This is a genomic window from Mitsuokella sp. UBA4253, from assembly GCF_002395285.1.
Lineage (GTDB): Bacteria > Bacillota > Negativicutes > Selenomonadales > Selenomonadaceae > Mitsuokella > Mitsuokella jalaludinii.
In genome coordinates this window covers 59,590-83,318 of record NZ_DGWR01000004.1, presented here as the reverse complement: position 1 = coordinate 83,318, position 23,729 = coordinate 59,590, and the positions used below count along the sequence as shown (strand labels likewise).

Sequence of the window (23,729 nt, the reverse complement as noted above, 5' to 3'; positions counted from 1 at the left end):
CGTTTCTTCTCATCAGGTCTTTGCCTGTTCTATCGATCCGCTTCTGCCCCGCCGCCGGCAAGCGCCCCGATAAAGGCAGCCGACTCCGAGAATACGATATCCCTCTCCTCGCCGAGCGGGATCAGGTGGCCCGACGATTTGAGCCAGACGAGCCTCTTCTGCGCGCTGCCCAGATTCTCCCGGATGTAGATGGCGCTCTCCGCATCCGCCGTCCTGTCGTTGAGGCTGTGCAGGATGAGCGCCGGGAGCTTGAGGCCCGGCAGGGCCGCCTTCGTGCGCTCGATGAGCGCGAGCATCTCGTAGACGCCCTCGAGGGGCATGAAGCGGTACGTGTGGTTGACGGCAGGCGGCACATCCCTGAGGCGCCGTCTCGCCTTGGGGACGAACTTGCCGCGGCAGAGCTCGCGCGGCGGCAGCTGTGCGATGCCCCGCTCCTCTGCGATGTAGATGGGCGCCGCCATCGAGATGACGCCGGCAAGTCCCGTGTCCTTGCCGGCTTTCTCGGCTGCCAGCAGCAAAGCGAGCAGGCCGCCCATCGAATGGCCAGCCACGACGACGCGCTCGCATGAACCCCTGAGCAGGGCATAGCCGTCGCGGACCGAATCGAGCCAGTCCTCAGCCGTCATGCGGCTCATGTCCTCGACTGTCGTACCGTGGCCGGCCAGACGCACACCGAGGACGGTGCAGCCCCGCTGCTGCAAGTACTCCCCCATCATCGAGAGCTCCGCCGGCAGCCCCGTGAAGCCATGGACGAGCAGGACTCCCATGCTGCCTCCCGGGAGGAAAAAGGGCTCTGCCCCTTCCATGATCATGGCAAGCACCCCCTATGCAAGAAAATTTCCCCTGCCGGAGAGCAGGGGATGATCATCATCATATCAGTTCGTCATACGTGCAATCACGATGGTGATGACCGCAAACAGAATGGCGAAGACGACCGTCACGCGAGCGAGCAACGCGTCCATGCCGCGCGCCTTGCTCGAGAAGACGGTATCCGCACCGCCGCCCATGCCGCCCATGCCGGCGGATTTGGCTTCCTGTCCGAGGATCGATGCAATCAGGATGATGCAGACAATCGCATCGAGTATCATTAAAATGGTAAGCAAAAGATTGGCCCCCTTAAAAATGCGGAACAAATTACTCCTTTATCATACCATACAATGCATTCCCTCCGCAATAAAAATGGCTGAAACCTTTGCTACACAGAGGTTCCAGCCATCTTCATGCTTGTCGTTGTACGTCCGTTACTGCATCGTATGCCTCATTCCCTTCCCCGCAGCGTTCAGTTGCCCCGCATCTCTGACGAGTTCTCGCTTTTCTGGCGGGAGAGAGGAATGCCATTATAGCACTTACTTGAATATTTTGCGGAAAAATAAACGGTCTTGTCATCTGCTTCAGCCACGACATACGCGCCATGTACCATGTACATGTAATCATCGCTGCAATGGCGACTGCCACCTGGCTTCGGCGTCATCGTATCCAGCCAACCCATAGATACTCCTCCTTTTATTTATTCCAATTCTTTCTTTATTGTATCACATTGTAACAGTATTCTCAATCGATTTGTAGAAATTTTTTTGAGCTGTACAGCCTATCTCTCCGTAGCGGACACAAAAGGCCACCGGCTCTGCCGGTGGCCTCTTCTCGGTCAACGAGATAGACCAGGATATGCGCTATCCTGCAATCAGATCTTGTAGACGCGGATCATGTTCGTGTTGTTGCCGACGCTCGTCTTGCTCTGGAGCTTGATGCCGGACGTGATGATCGTCGTGTCGCCGCGCTTCACGAAGCCATCCTTGACGGATGCGGAAACAGCGTTCGCGATCATCTCGTCGACGTCCTTCCACTGCGTGCCGAGGATCGGGTATACGCCCCAACGGAGGTTGAGCTGGCGGACGACCTTCTCATGCGGCGTGTAGGCAACGATAGCTGCTTTCGGACGGTAACGGGATACGATCTTCGTCGTGTAGCCGCTGTCGGTCGGCGTGATGATAGCCGGGACATCGAGCTCGTAAGCCATCTGTACCGTAGCATGTGCGACGGCGCGCGTACGGCTCTGGCTGTGCTCGAAGCCGCGCTCGACGAAGAGATCCTTGTACTCGAGGGATTCCTCGATGCGGCAAGCGATGCGGTTCATCGTGGAAACAGCCTCGACCGGGTAATCGCCGGAAGCCGTCTCGCCGGAGAGCATGATGGCGTCCGTACCATCGAGGATAGCGTTGCCGACATCGGAGACCTCAGCGCGCGTCGGGCGCGGGTTGCGCTCCATGGAGTCGAGCATCTGCGTAGCGACGATGACCGGCTTGCCAGCCTTGTTGCACTTGCGGATGATCTCTTTCTGGATCAGCGGAACGTCCTCAGCGGGGACCTCAACGCCGAGGTCACCGCGGGCGACCATGATGCCGTCGGAGACTTCGAGGATTGCATCGAAGTTCTTGACGCCTTCGAGGTTCTCGATCTTCGGCAGGATCTCCATGTGGCCCTTGTGCTCCTCGATGAGCTTGCGGATGGCCAGGACGTCTTCCGGACGCTGGATGAAGGAAGCAGCGACGAAATCCATGTCCTGCTCGCAGCCGAAGACGATGTCCTTTGCATCCTGCTCCGAGATCGGCGGCAGGCCAAGGGATACGCCCGGAGCAGCGACGCGCTTCTTCGTGCTCATCTTGCCGCTGTTCTGGATTGTCGTGATGATGTCCTTGCCGCGGATCTCATCGACCTTCAGGGCAACGAGGCCATCAGAGAGGAGCAGCGTGTCACCCGGCTTGACTTCCGTGTAGAGGCCCTTGTGGTTGACGGAGACATGCGTCTCATCGCCCGGGATGTCCTCATACGTCAGCGTGAACTGATTGCCCTTCTCGAGCATGACCTTGCCGTCCTTGAACTCGCCGAGGCGCATCTCCGGTCCCTTCGTATCGAGAATCAGGGAAATGACCTTGCCGGCCTTCTTGGCAGCCTCGCGCACCATGTTGATGCGGTTGAGGTGCTCTGCGTGGTCACCATGGGAGAAGTTAAAGCGTGCACAGTTCATGCCGTTTGCAATCAGTGCATCGACTACGCCCGGTCTCTCCGTAGCAGGACCCTGCGTGCAGATAATTTTCGTCTTCTTTAACATGTGATAATCCCCACCTATTCTTTTAGTACCCTACTATCTATTCAGACAGATGCCGCCGCGCACCGAACCGCTGCAGCATCATGTCTCGGCCTGTTTCAAAGGGGTTTTCTTGCCCCTGTCTATCCTTATTCTACACTGTTTAACGGCATAAGTAAAACCATTTCCCTCAAAAACTCCTAAAATAAATTTATTCTGAAAAGTCTCTGTCATAATCAAAATTTATTGCTTGTGTTTGCCGCCCTTTGCGCCGACTTCCGTATCAATCCGAAAGAAAAGCGAAGCTGGCCCGCGCGTCCTCACACAAAAAAACTGCCGCAGGCTGCGGCAGTTCTGAGAGAAGAGGCTACTCAGCCTCTCGGGTTCTTCTTGATGTAGTCGAGGATGAAATCTGCTACATCCTCGAGCGCCATGTTCGAGGTGTTGATCATGAGGTCGTAGTGCTCTGGAGCACCCCAGGTCTGGCCCGTGTAGAACTCATAATACTGCTTGCGGCGTTTCTCTTCCTTGTTGAGCTGGTCAAGCGTCGCCCCATTGTAGTCCGTCTTGGCGCGCTGTGCGCGGAAGTCATCATCTGCATAGATGAAGAACGAATAGCAATTCGGCTTGTCCTTGAGGATGTAATCTGCACAGCGGCCGAGGAAGACAGCGCTCTCCTTCTCCGCCACGCCGAGGATGACCTTGGCCTGCTCGATGTACATGCGGTTGTGGCGCGCCACGCGCTCATAGCCGTAATCGCCGAGGTTGCCGAGGCAGTTCGACGGCGTGTTGTACGAAAGTTCGACGGCTTCCTTCGGGTCCATGCCCTCCTCGATGTTGTCGGCAGCCATCTCGACGATCTTCTTGTCGTAACGGCGCACGCCGAGTTTCTTGGCCAGGATTTTCGAGACCTCACGGCCGCCGCTGCCGAACTGGCGCGAAATCGTGATCAGCATATGTTTTTCCATGTTTCAATTCCTCCATAAATCGTTATTCAAAAGTAAACATAAGGATTTCCATTGATTTCTCACTTGCAGTATACTACAACCGCACTAAAATTTCCACTGACTTCTGTCCAAAAGAAAAGGCCCGCCAGCCCTCGCGGGCGACGGACCAAAGAAACGATTCTTGGAACAGAGAACAACAGTACAAGTAAAAGGGGAAATGAATTTTCAAGGAGTGGGAAAGAGTAGTCGGGAAATCAGGCGTAGAATGCCGGTTTCTCCTTGGCCGGAGTGATCGTCTCGACCTTGCCGCTCGTCTGAGCGCGTACCAGGGCATCTGCCGTGATAGCTGCGAGATAGCCGTCCCAAGCGTTCGGGCCGCCGATGACGCCTTCAGCTGCCTCGTTGACCCAGTTCTGGACCTCTTCGTCATAGGCGCCGTAGAAGCGGACGAAGCAGTCCGTATCGATCGTCTGCGAGATCTGTGCGTTCTTGCGGTACGTCGGATAGAGCGGCTGCGGCATCTCGATGACGCCATCTTCGCAGACGACCTGGCAGTTGATGTCATAACCGAACTTGCAGTTGACGAAGACTTCGTCCTCGACGACAATGCCGCTCTTCGTCTGCAGGATCATGAGCTGCGGGTCAGCGAGTTCCGTGTGCGCATACTTCGTGACCTTCGGCATGATGACCTGTGCCGAGACGAAATCGTCGTTGACGAGCCAATGCGTTACATCGATCTCATGGATGGCCGTATCATGGACAGCCATGGCCGTCGTATAGCTGTCCGGTACTTCCGGATTGCGGTGCGTGCAGTGCAGCAGCAGCGGCGAGCCGTACTCACCGGAATCGAGGGCAGCCTTGACCTCGTTGTAGCCCTTGTCGTAGCGGCGCATGAAGCCGAGCTGGATCAGGTGTTTGCCGGATTTGACTTCTGCATCGATGACTTCGAGGCAATCCTCAGCCGTCGTGCAAAGCGGTTTCTCGCAGAAGATGCGCTTGCCAGCCTTGATGGCCATAAGCAGTGCTTCTTTGTGGGCAAAGCCCGGCGTGACGATGAAGACGGCATCGACGGCCGGATCGTTGATGAGGTCGGCTTCGCTCTTGTACTTCTTGCAGTTCGGGCCGGCGATAGCAGCACCCTTCTCGACGAGTGCGTCCACCATATCCGCAACGGCGACAACCTCTGCACCCTGCGTGCGATTCGTCAGACGATCAATGTGGCTTCTGCCCATACCACCGCAACCAATGACACCTACATGTAACATGATGATTCCTCCTCATATATCTTAAAAATGATACTTCTGAATGACTCAGTGACTCAACGACACAGCTCAGAAATTGCGCTTGATGACCGCTTCGGACTTCTCCTTGCCGATGCGATAGACATCTTCCGGGTCCATCTTGTAGTATTCCGGACGGAAGAGCTCGAGCGAGACGACATCTTCCTGCCAGCCGATCTTCTTGAGCGTCTGGAAGATAGCGTCGAGGTCGATGCAGCCATCGCCAGGCCAGACGCGGTCCTCATCGAGCAGCGAACCGATCGGGAAGTCCTCCGTATCGTTGAGGTGAACGATGAAGATTTTCTTGCCATCTGCCTTGGCGAGGTCTTCGAGCTTCGAGCCCATGCCATGGAAGTGGAAGCAGTCGAGCGTGATGCCGACGTTGTCCATGTCGACGTCCTCGATGACCGACCAAGCTTCACCGAACGTGTTGATGGAAGCAGCCGGATGGCCGATGAACTCGACCGAGATGCGCATGCCGTACTCTGCGGCGATCTCGCCCATCTCCTTGAGGCACTTGACAGCCGACTTGTGGATTTCCTGGCGCGTGACCTTCTTGAGGTCGACCGTCGGCACCGTGATGATCGTCTTGCAGCCAATCTTCTTGCCCCACTCGCACATCTGGCGCAACTCCTGCAGGACTTTCTGGTAATCCTCCGGCGTGCGGTTGTTGAAGAAGCAGAGCGTATTGAAGGCCAGCGGCTTTACCTTGTGGCTCTTGAACCAAGCGGCGAGTTCATCGATCGTGTGGTTCTTGAGGTAGTTCGGGATGCCGTCCATCGTGCGCGGCTCGATCATGTCGTAGCCGTATTTCTCGCAAAGCTCGAGATCCTTTTCAAGACTGGATTTTTCCAGGCAGGTTGCCTGATTCATGCTGAGTTTCATCGCATTCATGCTCCTTTTCTTTATTCTTCAGGATGTTTTCCTCTCACTTGATGGTTTTAGTATACCTCTGTTTTCAGAATATTACTTTCTCGTTCCTGCTCCCTTTCGCCAAAAAAATAACGTGCAAGTCCGATGACTTGCACGTTTCTGCAAAAACGCTCCTGAAGACTAGCTGTTGAGGTGCGGAACCAGTTTATTGAGGTTCTTGAACTGGCGCTCTCCAACTTTGTATTTGCGGTAACTCTGTGGCGACATTCCTGCAAAGCGCTTGAACTGATTGTTGAAGTAGCTGATGTTGTCGTAGCCCACGCGCACGCTGACCTCCGTGATGGAGAGGTCCGTCGTGATCAGCAAGGTCTGTGCCTGGCCGATGCGCCGCCGGATGATGTACTGGATGGGCGGGAATCCGAAGATCTTCTTGAACTGATGCGCAAAGCCCGAGACACTCATATGCGAGCGCTCTGCCAGCTTCTCCACCGTCAGCTCTTCCGTGAAATGACAGTCGATGTAGTCCTTGCAGTCAATCAGCAGACGTTCCTTCTCCTTGGACGGCGGCTGCTTTTCCCGCGGCAGCTGGTAGAGGATGATCTCGACGAGTGCGCGCAGGACTGCCTGCGTGATCTCATCATTCTTCGGCAGATTGCGATCCACTTCTATATAAAGGAGACGGAACAGAGACTCGATCTCCTCCGACAACTCGCCCGCATGAAGGCGCGGCGAGATGTCCCGCTCGATGAGCACGCCTTCGCTCTGTCCGGGCAGGGAGATCCCCGTCACGCCGCAGTTGTAGAACCACAGGCCCTCCTGCGGGTCCGCGCTCTCATCGTGGAATTTTCCCTGATTGTAGACGAGGATATCCCCCTTCTGCACCTCGTAGAGGCGCCGTCCGATCCGGATGTTGCCGCGTCCGCCGCATATATACTGGAGCTCGAGATTGTTCTCATGACAGTGGACCGCCGTCGGGGTCAAGGTCTCCTTGCTGTCGTTGAAGCTCACGTAGACGAGGCGCATGCCCTCCCACGAGAGATGCGGCTCGAGGATATTCTTATTCTGCTTGTAGTAAACGACACCCATTTTTCCCACCTGCTGTCACGTATCTTATCTTTATTTATATCTTACCAAGTATTTCTCGATTCGACTTGACATATCCTGCAATAAAAAGCACCCCCTACCCGCCGCCGGAGCGGGGAAGGGGGGGGTGCTGTACACGCAATGGATTCAGATGGAACGATCAAGCTTTCTCTTCGCAGTGAACGCTCTTCTCACCGTGATGGCGGAAGTCATGCTCGATCTGCTCGAGCGTGCGGCCACGCGTCTCCGGCACGAACTTGTAGACGAAGGCGAGGCCGAGAAGGCCGATGGCCGCGAAGATGAAGAACGTAGCCGAGAGGCCGAACGAGTAGAGCAGCGACGGGAAGGCCGAGCCGATGCAGAAGTTCGTCAGCCAGAGGCAGAGGACGGCGCAGCCCATGCCCATGCCGCGGATGCGCAGCGGGAAGAGCTCCGAGAGCAGCAGCCAGGTGACCGGGGAAAGGAAACCCTGCTGGAAGAACAGGAAGGTGACAGTCAGCGAAAGGACGACGAACGGCAGGATCTCGGTGCCGGCAAGCAGATTCGAGAGAACGCCGATCGCGCAGAGGCAGGCCATCGTGCCAATCTGGCCCGTCATGATGAGCGGACGACGGCCGTGACGCGTCATGAGCCACATGCCAAAGATCGTGGCAGCAACGGAAATCGTGCCGTTGGCGATGTTGCCGATCAGTGCGGCTTCCGTCGAGAAGCCGGCCTGCGTCAAGATCTGCGTGCCGTAATACATGATGGAGTTGACGCCAGAAATCTGCTGGCAGATGGAGACGCCCATGCCGATGAAGACGATGCGGCGGATCCAAGGCGTTGCCAGGTCCTTGTAACCAGCCTTGTCGAGATGCTTCTCCGAATCGATGCTGTCCTGGATCTCGTTGAGCTCTGCGATGGCCATGCGCTCATCGCGGATCTTCTTGAGTACCTGCATCGCATCGCTGACACGGCCCTGCAGCAGCAGCCAGCGCGGGCTCTCCGGCATCACGAGCATGCCGAACCAGAGCACGACAGCCGGGATGGATGCGAGTGCGAGCATGTAGCGCCAGATGTGGCCGACCTCACCGAAGGTGACGCCGAGGATAGCGTTGAGGATGAAGGCGAGCAGCTGGCCCGTGACGATCATGAGCTCATTCTGGGTGACCATGCGGCCGCGCCTGTCGGCCGGTGCCATCTCTGCCAGGTAGGCAGGTACCGTGACCGAAGCACCACCGACTGCCAGGCCGAGGACGAAGCGGCAGGCGATGAGGATGCCAGCCGTCGGTGACAGCGAGCAGCCGATGGCTGCGAAGAAGAAGATGACTGCCAGGCAAAGCAGCATCTTGCGGCGTCCCTCAGCATCCGAAAGACGGCCGCCGAAGAACGAACCGATGGCCGCACCGAAGAGCAGGCCACTGGCCACGAAGCCCTCCACTGCCGGAGTCAGGTTCAACTGATCCGGACGGGCCATGAAGGCAAGGGCGCCGTTGATGACGCCGGTGTCATAACCGAAGAGCAAGCCACCGAACGTCGAGACGACTGTGACACGCTTGAGGTATTTGCGATGAGATGATTCCGCCATGTTACATTTCTCCTCTCAAATTATGTTAGCCGTTCCCACCTCGCAGGAACATCGCTCTTTTTCTTGACAAGTCATATTATAAATGAATTATCAGAAAAATACTTCATTGTTTCTGTCTCGTTTCGTCTTAGAAAACGTTATCTTTCATTGCCTTTTGTATTATTCTGCACGGATATCTGCTGGAATCAAGCGGCCAGTCGATTCTCCTTCAAAAATACACAAAAGCTTGCTAGACTATAGAAAAGACATTGCAGAAAGAAGGTTGTTCCATGGCATTCATCTCGACAAAGTACCGCCCCGTCTTCACAGGCGAGGCCATGCCCCGGCTCACGACGCTCTACCGCGCAGAGACGCTGTACACCTCGATGCCGCGCACGATGCACCGCCATGAGGATGTCGCGGAATTCATCCTGATCACAGAGGGCAGCGGCATCCATATCATCGACGGGCAGCGCTACTACACGCAGAAGGGCGACCTGCTGCTGATCGGTCAGGGCGTCGTGCACGATGAGTCCTCCCCCGCGAATCGCAATCTCTCCATCTACTCTGGAGCCATCCGCAATCTGAGACTGCCTGAGCTGCCCGCCGGGCAGTTCTTGGCGCAGGACGTGCTTCCCGTCCAGAAGACCGAGGAGCTCTTCCCCGCCTTCTGCCATCTGCTCGAGCTCATGTACCGCGGCGCACAGGGCAAGGGCTGCCACCCCGAAGAGAGCATCAATCACCTGCTCTGTGCCCTGCTACTCCTGACCATGGAAGTGACGAGCCGCAGCATCGTGCTGCCGCCCGAGGAACACAATCTCATGGACGCCGTGCGCAGCCGCCTCGATGCATCGTACGACGAGACCATCACGCTTGCAGCACTCGCCAGAGAATTCCACATCAGCAGCTTCCACCTCGCCCATGCCTTCAAGGCCGCCTACGGCTATGCGCCGCTCCAGTACATCACGCGCCGCCGCATCGGTGAAGCACAGACCCTACTCATCGACACGGCACTGCCCATCACGGAGATCGCCATCCGCACGGGCTACAACAGCTCCAGCTATTTCAACAAGGCCTTCCACAAGATCACCGGCATGTCTCCGCGCGACTACCGCAAGGCATATCGCAAGATATGAGGGCATGCACAAAAAAACCGCTCGAATGAGCGGTTCTTTTTGTTGGGGATATGGCACTTTTATCAGTATTTGACCCAGACAGCACCCTTCTTGGCCGATTCCACGCACTTCTCGACCCACTTGACGCCTTCGGCACCAGCATGGACATCCGGATACCAGAAGTCAGCCTTCTCACCTTTATTGGCCTTCTCCATGGCGATGGCAAAGCGGCGGTAGAGGTTCGACCACGCATCGAAGAGGCCTTCCGTGTGGCCGCCGCTGATGCGGTCCTCCGCACGAGCCGAAGGATAGAGGTAAGCGCCGCCGCGCTCGAGGATGCGGACCGGCTCGCCCTCGATCTCGTACGTCAGCTGGTTCGGGCGCTCGTCGTACCACTCGACAGAAGCCTTCGAGCCGACGATGCGGACTTTCTGGCCGTGCAGGGCGCCGCAGTTGATGGCCGAAGCCCAGCACGTCGCCTGCGCGCCGCCCTTGAGGTTCATGATGACAAACGCGTTGTCTTCGAGCTTGCGCGTCGGGATGAAGGACTTCGTCGTGCACATGAGGTTCTCGATCTCGAAATCAGGAACCATCGTCTCAGCGAGGAAGAGAGGATGCGTGCCGACATCGCCGAGCACAAAGGACGGGCCAGCCTTAGCGGGGTCCATGCGCCAGCGCGCCGCAGCATTCGTCTCTTCGACTGCCGTATTGTAGGCACCGAACGGGAACTGCATCTTGATGAGGCGGATCTCGCCGAGGTCGCCGTGCAGGACCATCTGGCGGGCCTGCTCGATGAGCTGATGGCCGGAATAGCCGTACGTCACACCGACGACGAGCCCTTTGCTGTCAGCCAGATGGACGAGTTCCTCTGCCTGCTCCGTCGTGAAGCAGAGCGGCTTCTCACAGACGGCATGAAAACCGGCTTCGAGCACAGCCTTGCAGACCGCATAATGAAGGCCATTCGGCACGGCAATCGTCACGGCTTCAATGCGGTCCTCAGGGCTGCGCTTTGCCTCTTCCATGAGCATCGTCTTGTAATCCGGGTAGCAGCGTTCCGGCGCTACTCCGAGCTGAATGCCGAAGTCCTTGCCGCGCTCCGGATTGATATCGAAAGCGCCTGCCACGAGTTCAAACGAACGATCGCGCAGGGCGGCGCTCCTGTGGATATAGCCGATCTGGCTGCCGCGGCCGCCGCCGACCATAGCCCAGCGAATCGGGTGATCGAGTACTTTTTCACCATTGATCATGATAAACGCTCCTTTGTCTGAATAAACTCTTGAAATCCATCCCAAAATTCATGATGCCGGCCAGTATCTATAGTTGTCAGGATCATGCGCAGGCCGGCCTGCGTCATCCATCCGATTGTCTCATTCAAAGCCAAGACTGTGCAGGTAGTCGCAGCTGGCCTTGACATCGCGCAGGCTCGTCGCGACGTTGCGCGGATCGCGCTCCTGCTCGACGGTGATGTAGCCATTGTAGTGAATCTCTTCGGTCAACACTTTGTAGATGGCAGGATAGTCGAGCATGCCCGTGCCAATCGGGCACATCGACCCCTTGCCGCAGCCCTCGAAGAAGCGGATGTGCTCCGAAAGGACCTCGTTGTAGACCTTCTCGTCGATATCCTTGAAGTGGATGTAGTCGAGACGGTCTGCGTACTTGCGCAGCCAGGTGACCGGATCCATGCCGGAATACCGCAGATGGCCCGTATCGAAGCAGAGACCTGCAACTTCCTTCGGGATATCGCGTGCGAGCTTGTCGATCTCATCGGCAAATTCGATGTAACCGCCAGCATGCGGATGAACAACGGCCCGGACGCCCCACGAAGCCGCCTTTTCGGCGATACCCTTGATGTGGCTCATCATGCGGTTCCAGTCTTCATCGCTGAGGCGCGGCGCCCTGTCGCTGTGTCCAGCATTGTAGTCGCGCTCATCGTGGCCCCAGTCCATAACCGTCAGATATGGCGCCGGATAACGCTGCCCCGGCTCCGTCGGCAGCTTGGGCAGTTTCGTGATGATGCCGCAGATATCGTCGACCTGATGAAGGACGTTCTCGTAGTTTCCTTCATCCAACAGGTCATCAAAGATCGTGCCCGCCACGATGCCGATGTTGTTCTTCGCGAGCTCTTCGCTCACGACGTCGATGTCGAGCGGCAGATAGCCGTACGGGCCAAGCTCGATGGCCTTGTAGCCTGCCTGCCCTGCTTCGTAGAGCACCTTCTGCCAAGGTGGCAGATACGGATTCTTGACATCGTCGACGCCCCAGCAGCACGGTGCGCCTGTGATATGGATTGCCATGGATAAATCCTCCCTTTCTTTCCCTGTCGTGTCCCCGGTCGTCTGTTTGACCTTGCACTGTCATTATACGGCGAAACGCCGCCAAATAATTCCACCATGTTGCCTTTGTTGTGGGCAAAAAACTGCCGACTCAGCGCCAAAATAGCACAATCTTGTCTTCTCTCTTATTATCTATCGCTATTGTTTTGACGCGAAAATTTCTTTCAAAAAAATTTTCAAGGTGAAACTTGCACAATCCTGCTGTAGAACTCCGTCTTGTCGAGCGCTCCCCTCCCATAGTTGTACAATCCTGCTAAAACCGCGCCATTACTAGCGTTACGGTGTAGTCGGAACATTCTTGACAACTCGTTTCAGCCATGGTATTTTGTAAGCACAGCAAGAAAACAGCGCAGACCTCCCGCGAGGCTGTGCGGGTCATCCATATTACTTTATCGTGTTTTGCAATTGGAGGGTTTACCATGAAAATCGCATTCGATGTTGACGTGCTTTCCAAACAGATGAGCATCAACGATCTCGTTCACCAGGTCGCCGACTGGGGCTATAAGTACATTGAGCAGTCCCCGCATCCGCGGATCAATCCCTTCTACAAGCACCCACTGTTCTCCAAGGAGTGTGAAGAAGAATACCGCAAGGCACTCAAGGAGACGGGCGTTGAGATCTCGTCCTTCATCTGCGTCTATCGCTGGTCCGGCCCGACCGAGGAGCAGCGCAAGATGGCCGTCGCCAACTGGAAAAAGATGATTGAGATTGCCGTCAACATGGGCGTTCCCGTCATCAACACGGAACTCTCCGGCGATCCGAACCAGCAGGAGATCTGCAACGGCATGTGGTTCCGCTCCATGGAAGAGCTGCTGCCGATCATCGAGCGCGAAGGTCTGCGCGTCGAGATCCAGTCGCATCCGTACGATTTCTGTGAGCTCAACGACGAGGCCTGCGACATGGTCAAGTCCTTCCGCTCCAAGAACCTCGGCTACGTCTACTCCTCCCCGCACGGCTTCTTCTACGACCAGGGCAAGGGCGATGTCCGCCATATGCTCAAGTACGCCGGAGATGAACTCACGCACGTCCTGTTCGCCGATACGTTCAACCAGACGCTCGACTGCCGCTACATCCTCAACCCGCCTTCTCTGAATCAGCGCGGACGCGAGGACGTCAGTGTCCACCAGCACCTCAACCTCGGCATGGGCGATGTCGACTTCGACGGCATCTTCGAGACACTGCGCGAGATGGATTTTGCCAACAAGCAGCTCAAGCCAGATGCGCCGAAGGTCGGCGGCGACAACATCGCCTGCGTCTCCATCTTCGGCTTCCCCGAGAAGATGAACGAGTGGGCTCCAGCAGCACGCGAGCGCATCGAGAATGAACTGCTGAAGAAGTAATAAGGAGGAATTATAAATGGCAAAGACAGAAGATGTGGCATTCGCAATCATCTCGGCGGCTGGTGACGGGCGCGCGAAGGTCGCGGAAGCCCTCAAGCAGGCCCGCCGCGGGAATTTCGGTGAAGCAGAGGAATGCCTCAAGGATGCCGACGAGCATCTCCTCAAAGCGCACAAACTCCAGACGGAAGAATTGCTGCAAAAAGAAGCCAGCGGCGAACTCCAGGGCCCGTTCAACGTCCTGATCTCTCATGCACAGGATTACGTCATGACGGGCATGGCCATGAAAGAGATGGCCGTAGAGATCGTCAATCTCTACACGCAGCTGCGCGCCAAGTAATCCCATCTCAGATTTCAGTACAGCGGCATATTCACCCCCGAGAACAAAGCGGACAGGAATTCATCCTGTCCGCTTTTTCTGTACCTCCCCGCCAGAAAGCAGGAATGTCCAGTTTTTACAGCGAATCATTTCAAAGAACACGATAAGACAAGGCTTTGCGGGTTTCACATTTTGCTAGATTGTGAAGGAATTTCTCCAGAAAAACAGGTATGATAGAGTCATCGTTGAGACGTAATCTTTTCTGTGCACCCAGAAGGAGGGTAGCATGATGACATCCCCGCTCATTCTCTATCAGAAGCTCATTGCCGAGGCAAAAAGCAACAGCCAGACCGGTCTTTCCTCCTCTCTGCTGAAGCGTGGTGCGTTCTTTTCCGCAGCAATCAGCTGCATGGCCTGCTCGACCAGTCTGCTGCGTCTGAGCCTTTTCGGCAACGATCCATATTCCTGCATGAACCTCGGCTACAGCCTGCTGACAGGGCTGAGCTTCGGCAGCTGCGTATCGATCTTCAACGTCCTGCTGCTCATCCCGATGCTGACCTGTGGCCGCCGCTACCTGCGCATCGGCACATTCTTATACCTCATCCTGCTGGGGTCCGTATCCGACGTCAGCTACAGCATCTTTGCCCCTGTCCTCGCAGTCCCGGCCAGTGATCTCGCTGCCCGCATCATCCTGCTGCTGAGCGGCATGGCCGTCTCCTGTTTCGGTGTCTCGCTCTACATGTGCCTGAACTTCGGCATGGGACCATACGACGCCTTCAGCTGCATCATCGACGATATGACGCACGGACGCCTGCCCTTCCGCTATGCGCGCATCCTGCTCGACAGCACAGCCGTCATCATCGGCTTCCTGCTCGGCAGTCTCGTGGGCATCGGCACTGTCGTCATGGCACTGGGCATGGGACCTTTGATCAATTTCTTCAACAAGCACATCAACATCCCCATCCTGCGCCGCAACGGCCTCTATTAAGCCCGCCCCCTCCGCTCCCTTGCCCTTTCATGTTTGCAAAGGAGCTTTTTTTTTGCAAGATCAATACTCTATCAGACCAGAAAGGAACAACGTATGCCCGTCTCCATCGACATCAATCAACAGGAAGCATCCCCCTTCCAGCAGGAACCGCGCCTCATCGGCTTCTATCACTGGAACCGCAGCGTCCGCACGATGCATCAGCACGAGAACTGCATCGAGCTCAATTTCATGCTCTCCGGCAACGGCACGCATATCGTCGGCAATGAGATATGCCATACGCAGCCCGGCGATATCATCGTCTACGACAGTAAGATCATGCACGATGAAAGTCTGATGCTTGATTCGCTCACGGATGCCTGCTGCATCGCCGTCACAGGACTCCAGCGCCCCGGCGCTCGCCCCAATGCACTGCTTCCGCCCGGCACTCATCCCTGCATTCCCTGCCAGTCCATCGCCGAAGAACTCCGCACCCTCTACCACATCATTGAACACAGCCTCGCCAAGCCGCACGGATATCCCGCAGCAAATGCAGCAGCCCAGACCATCGTCCATCTTGTATGGCAGCAGATCTCGAAGCGGGCCGTCAAAGCTGCTGAGCCGGAAAACCTCTTGGTTGAACACGCCCGCTCGTACATCGAAGAGCATTATGCCGAAGACCTCTCCATCCGCGACATTGCCCAGCATTTCCACGCCAGCCGCGACTACATCTCCCATGCGTTCAAGCACACGACCAACTACGCCCCGCTTCAGTACCTGCGCCGCTGGCGCATCGGCAAGGCCCAGACCCTGCTCATCGATACCGACCTGCCCCTGACCGAGATTGCCCTGCGCGTCGGCTTCGATGACTCCAACTACTTCAGCCGCGTCTTCCGTCAGATCATCGGCATGCCGCCGGGCACATTCCGCCGCGCCTGGCGAGCCGCCCAACAGGGCAGGCCAGCAGATTCGCGCGCCAAATAAAAAAGACTGCTTCATGCGAAGCAGTCTTTTTTTGACATCATGTTGCAGCGGTCAAATCCTATGCCGCTTGTACTGGCAGTAGCCGATCCAGAGCACGAGCAGCCATATCGGCAGGAAGAGCACAGCGAGCTGCATGTCAGGAATCTGGGCCATAAAGAAGATGACGCCGGCGAGGAAGGCAAGGGAGAGGTAGTTCGCCCACGGATAGAGGATAGCGTGGAACTTCGTTTCCTTCTTGTGCCGCTTGCAGTAGGCGCGGAACTTCAGGTGTGTGACACAGATGACCACCCAGCTGATGACGGCGGCGCACGTCGCAATCATCATGAGGTACATGAAGACGTGGCCCTGCAGGAAGTAGTTGAGCGCGACGACGATGAGCGTGATGCCCGACGAGACGAGAATGCCGCGCACGGGCACGCCGCGCGGCGAGAGCTTGCGGAAGAACGAAGGGGCCTCGCCCGTGCCCGCCAAGCCGTAGAGCATGCGGCTGTTGCTGTAGATGGCCGAATTGTAGACCGAGATGGCTGCCGTCAGCACGACAAAGTTCAGGATGTGCGCGGCGGCCGGGATGCCGACGTTGTTGAAGATCTGGACGAACGGACTCGCCTCCATGCCGACCTTGTTCCACGGCCAGAGGGCCATGAGGACGATCATCGTGCCGACATAGAAGATCAGGATGCGCCAGATGACCTGATTGATGGCACGCGGAATCGTGCGGTCCGGATCTTCGGCCTCACCGGCCGTGATGCCGATGAGCTCGATGCCGCCGAATGAGAACATGACGACAGCAATCGAGAGCGCGAGCCCCCAGAGGCCGTTCGGCAGGAAGCCACCGTTTTCCCAGATATTGCTGAAGTTATCGGGGAACGGCTGGCCGTTCGTGAAGATCAGGCCGAGACCCAAGAGGATCATGCTGACGATGGCCGCAATCTTGATGAGTGCCATCCAGAACTCTGCCTCGCCGTATGCCTTGACATTGACGAGGTTCAGCGCTGTGATGGCCACGAGACAGACGAGTGAAGAAATCCACTGCGGCAGGTTGGGGAACCAGAAGTTCATGTAGATGCCGACGGCCGTGAGCTCTGCCATCGAGACGAGCACGTAGTTAAACCAATAATTCCACCCCGAGAGGAATCCCGGGAAGCGTCCCCAGTACTTCGTCGCGTAGTGGCTGAAGGAGCCCGACACCGGCTCATCGACGGCCATCTCGCCGAGCATGCGCATGATCAGGAAGATCACGATGCCGCCGATCAGGTACGAGAGCATCACCGCAGGCCCCGCGAGCGCGATGGTCGAGGCAGAGCCGTAAAAGAGACCCGTGCCAATCGCGCCGCCGAGCGCGATCATCTGCAGATGGCGGTTCTTGAGCCCCCGCTTCATCTCTGTATTCTCATGTTCCATATATTCATCTCCTAACAAAAATATGCCTCCATTATACCATCATGCAGGCCAGATGCACAGGTTTACACCGAGAAAAGCGAAAAGCGAAGCCCGGCTGGACTTCGCTTTTCATCTGCAGGAAAAATCACTTGCGGCGGTAGACGATATTGCTGCGCATGAGGTACTCGAACGGCAGGCTCAGGCAGTGCACGAGACGCGTGAACGGGAAGAGGATGGCCGTCATCATCCACATGAACATGTGGAACTGGAAGATGGCGGGGACATCCTTCATGAGGCTGACGTCCGGCGAGAGCATGAGCACGGAGCGGAACCACGGCGAGATGCTCTCGCGGTAATCAAAGCCGGCCGAGATGTTCGAGAGCGTGCCCGCGGTGCCCGAGAGGATGGTCAGGAGCAGTACGAGATAGAGCAGCTTGTCCATCGAGCTCGTGTTGACCTTCATGCGGCTCGTGCCGAAGAAGCGGCGCTTCATGAGCCAGAGGAAACCGCCGAGGAACAGGACGGCAGCCGGGATGCCGCCCGCGAGCGAAATCATGTGATACGTCGCTTCATCCGTCCCCGCTGCCTCCGTGACGAACTTCGGCACGAGGATGCCGATGAAATGGCCGCCAAAGGCCATCAGGAGACCGAGGTGGAAGACGGGGTTCGCCCACTTGAGGCTCTTCTTGGCGAGAAACTCACTGGACTTCGTCGTCCAGCCCCGCTCAAAGACGGTGTAGCGGACGATTGTGCCGCCGACGAAGATCGTCAGGGCAATGTACGGCAGGACGCCGTAGAAGAATGTATTCATGGCTTAACCTCCAATCCTGCCGTTTCTGTCAAGACGATGTCGAGCAAGAAGGCATGCGGCAGCTTTGCTTCGATGAAGCGCGTGCGCAGGAGCTCGACGCGCGGGCGGATAGATCCGAGGACCTTGCCCGCCTGCTCTGGCGGCAGGGCGGCCGAGAGCTCCAGAAGAGCCGGCAGGTAATCCGGCAGCTGGTTCGGCGTGTCGAGACCGTTTGCCAGGAAGAGCTCCTTGTAGTGGTGCATCTCCTGCGACTGCTTGCCGAAATCCGTGCGCTCCTGCGTCGTCAGATAAAGATTCGTGTTCTGCGAGAAGTCGAAGGACCGCACGTAGAGGTCCTCGTACTCCTTCGCCCCCGTCTCTTCGACGAAATCGAGGAAATCGCCGAAGACCGAAGAGGCCTGAGCATTCTCGATCTCGCGCTGGGCCTTGCGGCAATCCTCTAGGTCTGCCCACCAGGCAGCATCGGGATACTCGAAGAGATGGGCTGCGAGCAGCAGTACTTTCTGGTAATCCTTCATTTCAGCTGCATCAGCCATATCAGCACCCCCCACCCGGGCAGGTGTAGAGGCCGCCGCCCTGTTCCTTGCGCATCTCGGCGTGGCTCTTTCCCTGTATGCCCGCCGGGATGTTGAAGCGGTCCTTGTACTTGGCGATGCCGAGCAGGCGGAACATCTTCTCGTAGACCTCCGGCGCGAACTCGAGGCGAGAAGGCAGGTCGTCGCCCGTCGTCTTGGCGCGCATGACGGCGCGCATGTCCAAGAGGCGCTGCAGGGTGCGCGTCATGACAGCCGTGTTGCCCGCAGCGAGGATCTCGGCGAGGTACGCAATGGGGATGCGCATCTCATCGGCTTCCGGCAAGTAGCAGTTTGCCTCCATGCGGCGTGTGATCGGCGAGAGAGGCGGCACGTACCAGACCATCGGCAGCGTGCGGAACTCCGGATGGAGCGGCAGGCCGAGCTGCCATTCCTTGACGATCTTGTAGACGGGCGACTCCTGAGCCGCCTTGATCCACGCTTCCGAGATGCCCTCTCTGCGCGCAGCCTCGATGACCTCGGGGTCATTGGGGTCGGCGATGACATCGAGCACCTGGTGGTAGATCTCGCCCTTATCGCGCGTCGAAGCGGCGGCGACGACCTTGTCCATGTCATAGAGCAGGACGCCCATGTAGCGCAGGCGTCCGACGCACGTGTCGGAGCAGACGGTCGGCAGGCCGTTCTCAAGGCGCGGGAAGCAGAAGATGCACTTCTCGGCCTTGTTCGTCTTCCAATTGAAGTAGACCTTCTTGTAGGGGCAGGCCGGCACGCAGTGGCGCCAGCCGCGGCAGCCATCCTGCGAGACGAGCACGACGCCGTCCTCCTCGCGCTTGTAGATGGCACCCGACGGACACGCTGCGACACAGGCCGGATTCAGGCAGTGGTTGCAGACGCGCGGCAGGTACTTCATGAAGAGGTCGTGGAACTCGAGCGTGATGTCCTCCGAGATCTTCTTGAGGTTGACGTCCTGGCGGGCCGACTCGCCGTTGGCGAGGTCGTCCTCCCAGTTCGGGCCCCACTTGATCTCCATGCGCTCACCCGTGATGAGCGAGCGCGGGCGGGCAATCGGCTGATGGTTGCGGCGCTTGGAGTGGATGAGCGTCTCGTAGTCGTAAGTCCACGGCTCGTAGTAATCGTCCATCTCCGGCTGGTCCGGATGATAGAAGAGCTTCAGCAGGCGCTCCGGCTTCGAGCCGGTGCGCAGCGAGAGCTTGCCATCCTTGCCGAGCTTCCAGCCGCCCTTCCACTTCTCCTGGTCTTCCCAGTTCTTGGGATAGCCGATGCCCGGCTTCGTCTCGACATTGTTGAAATACATGTATTCCGCGCCTTCGCGGTTGGTCCAGACATTCTTGCAAGTGATGGAGCACGTATGGCAGCCAATGCACTTATCAAGATTCATGACCATGGAAATCTGTGCTTTAATCTTCAAGCCAGTCAACCTCCCCCTGCATCTTGCGCGCGACGACGTACATGTCGCGCTGGTTGCCCGTCGGGCCGTAGTAGTTGAAGCCATAGCTGAGCTGGCCATAGCCGCCGATCATGTGCGTCGGCTTCATGTGGATGCGCGTCGGCGTGTTGTGCGTGCCGCTGCGCGTGCCCGTGATCTTCGAGGCCGGCACATTGATGTGGCGGTCCTGGGCATGGTGCATGAATACCGTGCCCTGCGGGATGCGCGGCGAGACGGCCACGCGGGACGTCACGACGCCGTTGTGGTTGTAGAGCTCGATCCAGTCGTTGTCGCGCACGCCGATCTCCTTGGCATCCTTCTCGCTCATCCAGACCGTCTGGCCGCCGCGGAACAGCGTCAGGAGCTGCTGGCTGTCGAAGTACATCGAATGCGTCGACCACTTGTTGTGCGGCGTCAGGTACTTGAGCGTGATCTCCTTCGTGCCGCCCAAGAGATTCTTGATGGGGCGGTAGTCGAGGATCGGCTTGAAGGTCGCCATGGCCTCGCCGTACTCGCGCATCATCTCGTGGTCGAGATAGAAGGACTGGCGGCCCGTGACGGTGCGGAATGGCACGAGCTCCTCGATGTTCGTCGTGAATGGCGTGTAGCGGCGCCCCTGGTTGCTGCCCGTGAACGTCGGCGATGTGATCGTCTCCTTCGGCTGCGCAGCGATCTCATCGAACGTGAAGCGCTCGTTCTCGCGGTCCTTGGCCAGATGCTCGAGGCCCTTGAGGCCCGTCTTCTCGTTGAGGCTCTTGAAGGCCTTGACGGCCACCTTGCCGTTCGTCGTCGTCGAGAGGCCCATGACGGCCTCGACGGCCTGGCGTGCGTCGTAGATGGACGGCATGCCGTACGAGACGAAGTCCTTGTTCTCGATGACGCCATTGCGCGTGCGAATCTCCTCGTACTCATCGGAGGAATCCCACGTCATCGTCAGCGATCCCATCTTCTTGGAGACATTCGGTCCGAGCGCGATCCACTTCTCATACGTCTTCGTGTAGTCGCGCTTGACCGGCACGAGATTCGGCATCGTCTTGCCCGGGATGGGCTCGCACTCGCCCTTGCTCCAGTCGCGCACGAGGCCCTCAGGCTGAGCCGTCTCGCCCTCGCTGTCGTGGCCGATTGGCACGGCGACGAGGTCTTCATACGGCTTGAGCTCGGCTTCCTTGGCGACCTTCGAGACGGCCTCTGCGAGCGTACGGAAGACATCCCAATCACTCTTAGCTTCCCAGAGCGGATCGACAGCGGCCTGGAACGGATGGACAAACGGATGCATGTCCGTCGAAGAGATATCGTCCTTCTCGTACCACGTGGCCGTCGGCAGCACGACATCGGAGTAGAGTGCCGTGCCCGCCATGCGGAAGTCGATGTCGATGAGCAGGTCGAGCTTGCCCTCGGCAGCGCCACCCGGCTTCTGGAGCTCCTCCTGCTCGCGCCACTTGATCTCCGTCGGGCGCGTCGGGCCCTCTTCCTCGGCAAAGATCGTGTGCTCTGTGCCGAGCAGGTACTTGTTGAAGAAGTCGTTGCCCTTGGCAGACGAGCCGAGCAGGTTCGCCGTCCAGACGAAGAGGTTGCGCGGGAAGTTCTCCGGAGCATCCGGGTCCTCTGCCGCGAACTGCAGGCTCTTGTCCTTGAGGGAACGCACGACGTACTTCTTGAGGTCCTCGCCCTTCGCCTTCGCTTCGTCCGTCAGCTGCTGGCCGCCCTTGTTGAACGTCGGGTAAGACGGCAGCCAGCCGAGGCGAGCGGCCATGACGTTGTAGTCGGCCGCATGGCGGTAGCGCGGGCTCGTCAGTGGCGAGACGAGATCCTTCATGTCGACCTCGTCGCTGCGCCACTGGTCCGTCGCGAAGTAGTAGAACGACGTCGAGTTCTGCAGGCGCGGCGGTGCCTGCCAGTCCGTGGCCGTCATGATGCGCGCCCAGCCCTCTGCCGGACGCAGCTTCTCCTGGCCGACGTAATGAGCCCAGCCGCCGCCATTGCGGCCCTCCGAGCCCGTGAAGAGCAGGAGGTTGAGGATCGTGCGGTAGACGATGTCGGCATGGAACCAGTGGTTGATGCCGCCGCCCATGATGACCATCGTCTTGCCCTGCGTCTTGATAGCATTGTCGGCGAATTCGCGGGCCGTGTGGATGCAAGTCTCAGCCGGGACACCCGTGTACTTCTCCTGCCATTTCGGCGTGTACGGCACATCCTCGTCGTACGAGGAAGCGCACGCGCCGCCGAGGCCGCGGTCGACGGCGTAGTTGGCGAGCGTCAGGTCGTAGACCGTCGTGACGAGGATCTCGCCCGCCTTCGTCTTGACGCGCTTGGCCGGCACCATGCGGCGGATGACGCGCTCCTCGCGCTCATTGCCGAAGTACGGGAACTCGACCTCGACGACCTCGTCGAACTGGCCGAAGACCGAGAGCTGCGGCACGATCTTCGCGCCCGTGTCGCGGTCTTCCTCGCGCAGGTTCCACTTCTTCTCGTTGTCCCAGCGGTCGCCCATCGTGCCGTTCGGCACGACGAGCCTGCCCGTGAGCTCGTCGATGACATAGTGCTTGAACTCCGCGTGCTTGTCCGTGCGGCCCATGTCCTTGCCGTTGAGGAAGCGGCCCGACTCATAGCTGCCGTCGGCGCGCTTATGAAGCTGCACGAGGAACGGGAAGTCCGTGTAATGGCGCGTGTATTCCGTGAAGAACTCGGCCGGCTCACCCCAGTAGTACTCGTTGAGGATAACATGGCCCATCGCCATGGCAAAGGCCGCATCGCTGCCGACCTTCAGAGAGATCCACGTGTCTGCTACAGCCGTCGACTCCGCGTAATCCGGCGCAATCGAGACGACCTTCGTGCCCTTGTAGCGCGCTTCTACCAGGAAGTGGGCATCCGGCGTGCGCGTCAGCGGCACGTTCGAGCCCCAGGTCATGATGTAGCCGGCGTTGAACCAGTCCGAGGACTCCGGCACATCCGTCTGGTCGCCCCAGACCTGCGGGCTTGCAGGCGGCAGGTCGGCATACCAGTCGTAGAACGACAGCGAAGCGCCGCCCATGAGTTGCATGAAGCGCGCACCGGCCGCGTACGACAGCATGGACTTCGCCGGGATGACGGCGAAGGCGAAGTTGCGGTCCGGGCCGTACTTCATCGCCGTGTGCAGAAGCGACGAGGCGACGAGTTCCGATACTTCATCCCAGCTCGAGCGCACGAAGCCGCCCTTGCCGCGCGCTTCCTTATAGCGCTTCGTCTTGGCGGGATCATTGGCGATGCTCTGCCAAGCTTCAAGAGCCGTCTTGTGCTCCTTGCGCGCCTCGCGCCAGAGCGCAGCGAGCTCGCCGCGCAGATACGGATACTTGATGCGGTGCGGATTGTAGAGATACCACGAGAACGTCGCTCCGCGCGGGCAGCCGCGCGGCTCGAAGTCCGGCATGTCCGGGCTCGTCTCCGGATAATTGTGCTCCTGGTTCTCCCAGGCCACGAGCCCGTTCTTGACATAGATGTTCCAGCAGCACGAGCCCGTGCAGTTGACACCGTGCGTCGAGTGAACGCACTTGTCAAAAGACCAACGGTCGCGATAGGTGTCTTCCCATTCACGGCCGCCTTCAAAGAGCTGCTGATGTCCCGTCGCCGATTTCTCGACCGGGATGAGATGCTTCCATTTTGTAAAGATATTGCTCACGTCATCACCCTCCTGTTGCATCTCATTTTATCCGATT

The 23,729-nt window shown here is 58.1% G+C and carries 21 protein-coding genes; 5 read left to right on the top strand and 16 right to left on the bottom strand.

Features of this window, described 5'->3' with window-relative positions; genetic code table 11:
- Nucleotides 1-29: 29 nt before the first annotated feature.
- The 9 genes from B2X55_RS02070 to B2X55_RS02030 form a co-directional block, all read right to left on the bottom strand.
- Entirely contained in the window at nt 30-812 is a 783-nt protein-coding gene (locus tag B2X55_RS02070; RefSeq protein ID WP_055162152.1) for an alpha/beta hydrolase, read from the bottom strand.
- A 63-nt stretch (nt 813-875) separates the two neighbouring features.
- Entirely contained in the window at nt 876-1,088 is a 213-nt protein-coding gene (gene secG, locus B2X55_RS02065; protein WP_005841344.1) for a preprotein translocase subunit SecG, read from the bottom strand.
- A gap of 191 nt (nt 1,089-1,279) precedes the next feature.
- Nucleotides 1,280-1,489 carry a hypothetical protein gene (locus B2X55_RS02060; RefSeq protein WP_036374228.1) on the bottom strand — a complete coding sequence of 70 codons (210 nt, stop codon included), beginning with the start codon at nt 1,487-1,489 and terminating at the stop codon, nt 1,280-1,282.
- A gap of 192 nt (nt 1,490-1,681) precedes the next feature.
- Nucleotides 1,682-3,109 (bottom strand): pyruvate kinase, encoded by a 1,428-nt coding sequence (gene pyk, locus B2X55_RS02055; protein WP_286820681.1) that lies wholly within the window; start codon nt 3,107-3,109, stop codon nt 1,682-1,684.
- A gap of 347 nt (nt 3,110-3,456) precedes the next feature.
- Nucleotides 3,457-4,053: an AAA family ATPase gene (locus B2X55_RS02050; RefSeq protein WP_036374234.1), complete on the bottom strand. Its 597-nt coding sequence runs from the start codon at nt 4,051-4,053 to the stop codon at nt 3,457-3,459.
- 233 nt (nt 4,054-4,286) lie between these two features.
- Nucleotides 4,287-5,297, bottom strand: a complete 1,011-nt coding sequence (locus B2X55_RS02045) for a Gfo/Idh/MocA family protein (RefSeq protein ID WP_036374237.1) — start codon at nt 5,295-5,297, stop codon at nt 4,287-4,289.
- A gap of 66 nt (nt 5,298-5,363) precedes the next feature.
- Nucleotides 5,364-6,197, bottom strand: a complete 834-nt coding sequence (locus B2X55_RS02040) for a sugar phosphate isomerase/epimerase family protein (RefSeq protein ID WP_036374521.1) — start codon at nt 6,195-6,197, stop codon at nt 5,364-5,366.
- 168 nt (nt 6,198-6,365) lie between these two features.
- Complete coding sequence (locus tag B2X55_RS02035) at nt 6,366-7,271, bottom strand: AraC family transcriptional regulator (RefSeq protein WP_286820679.1); 906 nt, start codon at nt 7,269-7,271, stop codon at nt 6,366-6,368.
- A 157-nt stretch (nt 7,272-7,428) separates the two neighbouring features.
- Nucleotides 7,429-8,835 (bottom strand): sugar porter family MFS transporter, encoded by a 1,407-nt coding sequence (locus tag B2X55_RS02030; protein WP_036374240.1) that lies wholly within the window; start codon nt 8,833-8,835, stop codon nt 7,429-7,431.
- Between the two features lie 269 nt (nt 8,836-9,104).
- On the opposite strand from B2X55_RS02030, the gene B2X55_RS02025 reads away from it, so the two are divergent.
- Nucleotides 9,105-9,950, top strand: a complete 846-nt coding sequence (locus tag B2X55_RS02025; protein WP_279182857.1) for an AraC family transcriptional regulator — start codon at nt 9,105-9,107, stop codon at nt 9,948-9,950.
- Between the two features lie 62 nt (nt 9,951-10,012).
- Here B2X55_RS02025 and B2X55_RS02020 read toward each other — a convergent pair whose 3' ends face one another.
- Nucleotides 10,013-11,176 (bottom strand): Gfo/Idh/MocA family protein, encoded by a 1,164-nt coding sequence (locus B2X55_RS02020; protein WP_286820677.1) that lies wholly within the window; start codon nt 11,174-11,176, stop codon nt 10,013-10,015.
- Between the two features lie 120 nt (nt 11,177-11,296).
- Nucleotides 11,297-12,223 (bottom strand): TIM barrel protein, encoded by a 927-nt coding sequence (locus B2X55_RS02015; RefSeq protein ID WP_286820676.1) that lies wholly within the window; start codon nt 12,221-12,223, stop codon nt 11,297-11,299.
- Nucleotides 12,224-12,681: 458 nt separating this feature from the next.
- On the opposite strand from B2X55_RS02015, the gene B2X55_RS02010 reads away from it, so the two are divergent.
- From B2X55_RS02010 to B2X55_RS01995, 4 genes are all read left to right on the top strand, one after another.
- Complete coding sequence (locus tag B2X55_RS02010) at nt 12,682-13,602, top strand: sugar phosphate isomerase/epimerase family protein (RefSeq protein WP_036374251.1); 921 nt, start codon at nt 12,682-12,684, stop codon at nt 13,600-13,602.
- A 16-nt stretch (nt 13,603-13,618) separates the two neighbouring features.
- Nucleotides 13,619-13,939, top strand: a complete 321-nt coding sequence (locus B2X55_RS02005; RefSeq protein ID WP_036374255.1) for a PTS lactose/cellobiose transporter subunit IIA — start codon at nt 13,619-13,621, stop codon at nt 13,937-13,939.
- A 265-nt stretch (nt 13,940-14,204) separates the two neighbouring features.
- Complete coding sequence (locus B2X55_RS02000; protein WP_286820675.1) at nt 14,205-14,906, top strand: YczE/YyaS/YitT family protein; 702 nt, start codon at nt 14,205-14,207, stop codon at nt 14,904-14,906.
- Between the two features lie 93 nt (nt 14,907-14,999).
- Nucleotides 15,000-15,866, top strand: coding sequence for a helix-turn-helix transcriptional regulator (locus tag B2X55_RS01995; protein WP_286820674.1), 867 nt, complete (start codon nt 15,000-15,002; stop codon nt 15,864-15,866).
- 51 nt (nt 15,867-15,917) lie between these two features.
- On the opposite strand, the gene B2X55_RS01990 is transcribed toward B2X55_RS01995, so the two are convergent.
- The 5 genes from B2X55_RS01990 to B2X55_RS01970 all read right to left on the bottom strand — a co-directional run bounded on the left by B2X55_RS01990 (nt 15,918) and on the right by B2X55_RS01970 (nt 23,692).
- Nucleotides 15,918-17,267: an amino acid permease gene (locus B2X55_RS01990; RefSeq protein WP_286820673.1), complete on the bottom strand. Its 1,350-nt coding sequence runs from the start codon at nt 17,265-17,267 to the stop codon at nt 15,918-15,920.
- 124 nt (nt 17,268-17,391) lie between these two features.
- Nucleotides 17,392-18,057 (bottom strand): respiratory nitrate reductase subunit gamma, encoded by a 666-nt coding sequence (gene narI / locus B2X55_RS01985; protein WP_036374266.1) that lies wholly within the window; start codon nt 18,055-18,057, stop codon nt 17,392-17,394.
- Nucleotides 18,054-18,593 carry a nitrate reductase molybdenum cofactor assembly chaperone gene (narJ, locus tag B2X55_RS01980; RefSeq protein ID WP_286820671.1) on the bottom strand — a complete coding sequence of 180 codons (540 nt, stop codon included), beginning with the start codon at nt 18,591-18,593 and terminating at the stop codon, nt 18,054-18,056. The genes narI and narJ overlap by 4 nt, the downstream gene beginning before the upstream one ends.
- 1 nt (nt 18,594) lies before the next feature.
- Nucleotides 18,595-20,019 (bottom strand): nitrate reductase subunit beta, encoded by a 1,425-nt coding sequence (narH, locus tag B2X55_RS01975; RefSeq protein WP_286820670.1) that lies wholly within the window; start codon nt 20,017-20,019, stop codon nt 18,595-18,597.
- Nucleotides 20,009-23,692 (bottom strand): nitrate reductase subunit alpha, encoded by a 3,684-nt coding sequence (locus tag B2X55_RS01970; protein ID WP_286820668.1) that lies wholly within the window; start codon nt 23,690-23,692, stop codon nt 20,009-20,011. Before B2X55_RS01970 ends, narH begins: the two co-directional genes overlap by 11 nt.
- Nucleotides 23,693-23,729: the final 37 nt, after the last annotated feature.

Excerpts from the sequence above, each read along its gene's own strand:
- B2X55_RS02070 (WP_055162152.1), bottom strand. The coding sequence starts at position 812 with ATGATCATGGAAGGGGCAGAGCCCTTTTTCCTCCCGGGAGGCAGCATG.
- secG (WP_005841344.1), bottom strand. The coding sequence starts at position 1,088 with ATGATACTCGATGCGATTGTCTGCATCATCCTGATTGCATCGATCCTC.
- B2X55_RS02060 (WP_036374228.1), bottom strand. The coding sequence starts at position 1,489 with ATGGGTTGGCTGGATACGATGACGCCGAAGCCAGGTGGCAGTCGCCAT.
- pyk (WP_286820681.1), bottom strand. The coding sequence starts at position 3,109 with ATGTTAAAGAAGACGAAAATTATCTGCACGCAGGGTCCTGCTACGGAG.
- B2X55_RS02050 (WP_036374234.1), bottom strand. The coding sequence starts at position 4,053 with ATGGAAAAACATATGCTGATCACGATTTCGCGCCAGTTCGGCAGCGGC.
- B2X55_RS02045 (WP_036374237.1), bottom strand. The coding sequence starts at position 5,297 with ATGTTACATGTAGGTGTCATTGGTTGCGGTGGTATGGGCAGAAGCCAC.
- B2X55_RS02040 (WP_036374521.1), bottom strand. The coding sequence starts at position 6,197 with ATGAAACTCAGCATGAATCAGGCAACCTGCCTGGAAAAATCCAGTCTT.
- B2X55_RS02035 (WP_286820679.1), bottom strand. The coding sequence starts at position 7,271 with ATGGGTGTCGTTTACTACAAGCAGAATAAGAATATCCTCGAGCCGCAT.
- B2X55_RS02030 (WP_036374240.1), bottom strand. The coding sequence starts at position 8,835 with ATGGCGGAATCATCTCATCGCAAATACCTCAAGCGTGTCACAGTCGTC.
- B2X55_RS02025 (WP_279182857.1), top strand. The coding sequence starts at position 9,105 with ATGGCATTCATCTCGACAAAGTACCGCCCCGTCTTCACAGGCGAGGCC.
- B2X55_RS02020 (WP_286820677.1), bottom strand. The coding sequence starts at position 11,176 with ATGATCAATGGTGAAAAAGTACTCGATCACCCGATTCGCTGGGCTATG.
- B2X55_RS02015 (WP_286820676.1), bottom strand. The coding sequence starts at position 12,223 with ATGGCAATCCATATCACAGGCGCACCGTGCTGCTGGGGCGTCGACGAT.
- B2X55_RS02010 (WP_036374251.1), top strand. The coding sequence starts at position 12,682 with ATGAAAATCGCATTCGATGTTGACGTGCTTTCCAAACAGATGAGCATC.
- B2X55_RS02005 (WP_036374255.1), top strand. The coding sequence starts at position 13,619 with ATGGCAAAGACAGAAGATGTGGCATTCGCAATCATCTCGGCGGCTGGT.
- B2X55_RS02000 (WP_286820675.1), top strand. The coding sequence starts at position 14,205 with ATGATGACATCCCCGCTCATTCTCTATCAGAAGCTCATTGCCGAGGCA.
- B2X55_RS01995 (WP_286820674.1), top strand. The coding sequence starts at position 15,000 with ATGCCCGTCTCCATCGACATCAATCAACAGGAAGCATCCCCCTTCCAG.
- B2X55_RS01990 (WP_286820673.1), bottom strand. The coding sequence starts at position 17,267 with ATGGAACATGAGAATACAGAGATGAAGCGGGGGCTCAAGAACCGCCAT.
- narI (WP_036374266.1), bottom strand. The coding sequence starts at position 18,057 with ATGAATACATTCTTCTACGGCGTCCTGCCGTACATTGCCCTGACGATC.
- narJ (WP_286820671.1), bottom strand. The coding sequence starts at position 18,593 with ATGGCTGATGCAGCTGAAATGAAGGATTACCAGAAAGTACTGCTGCTC.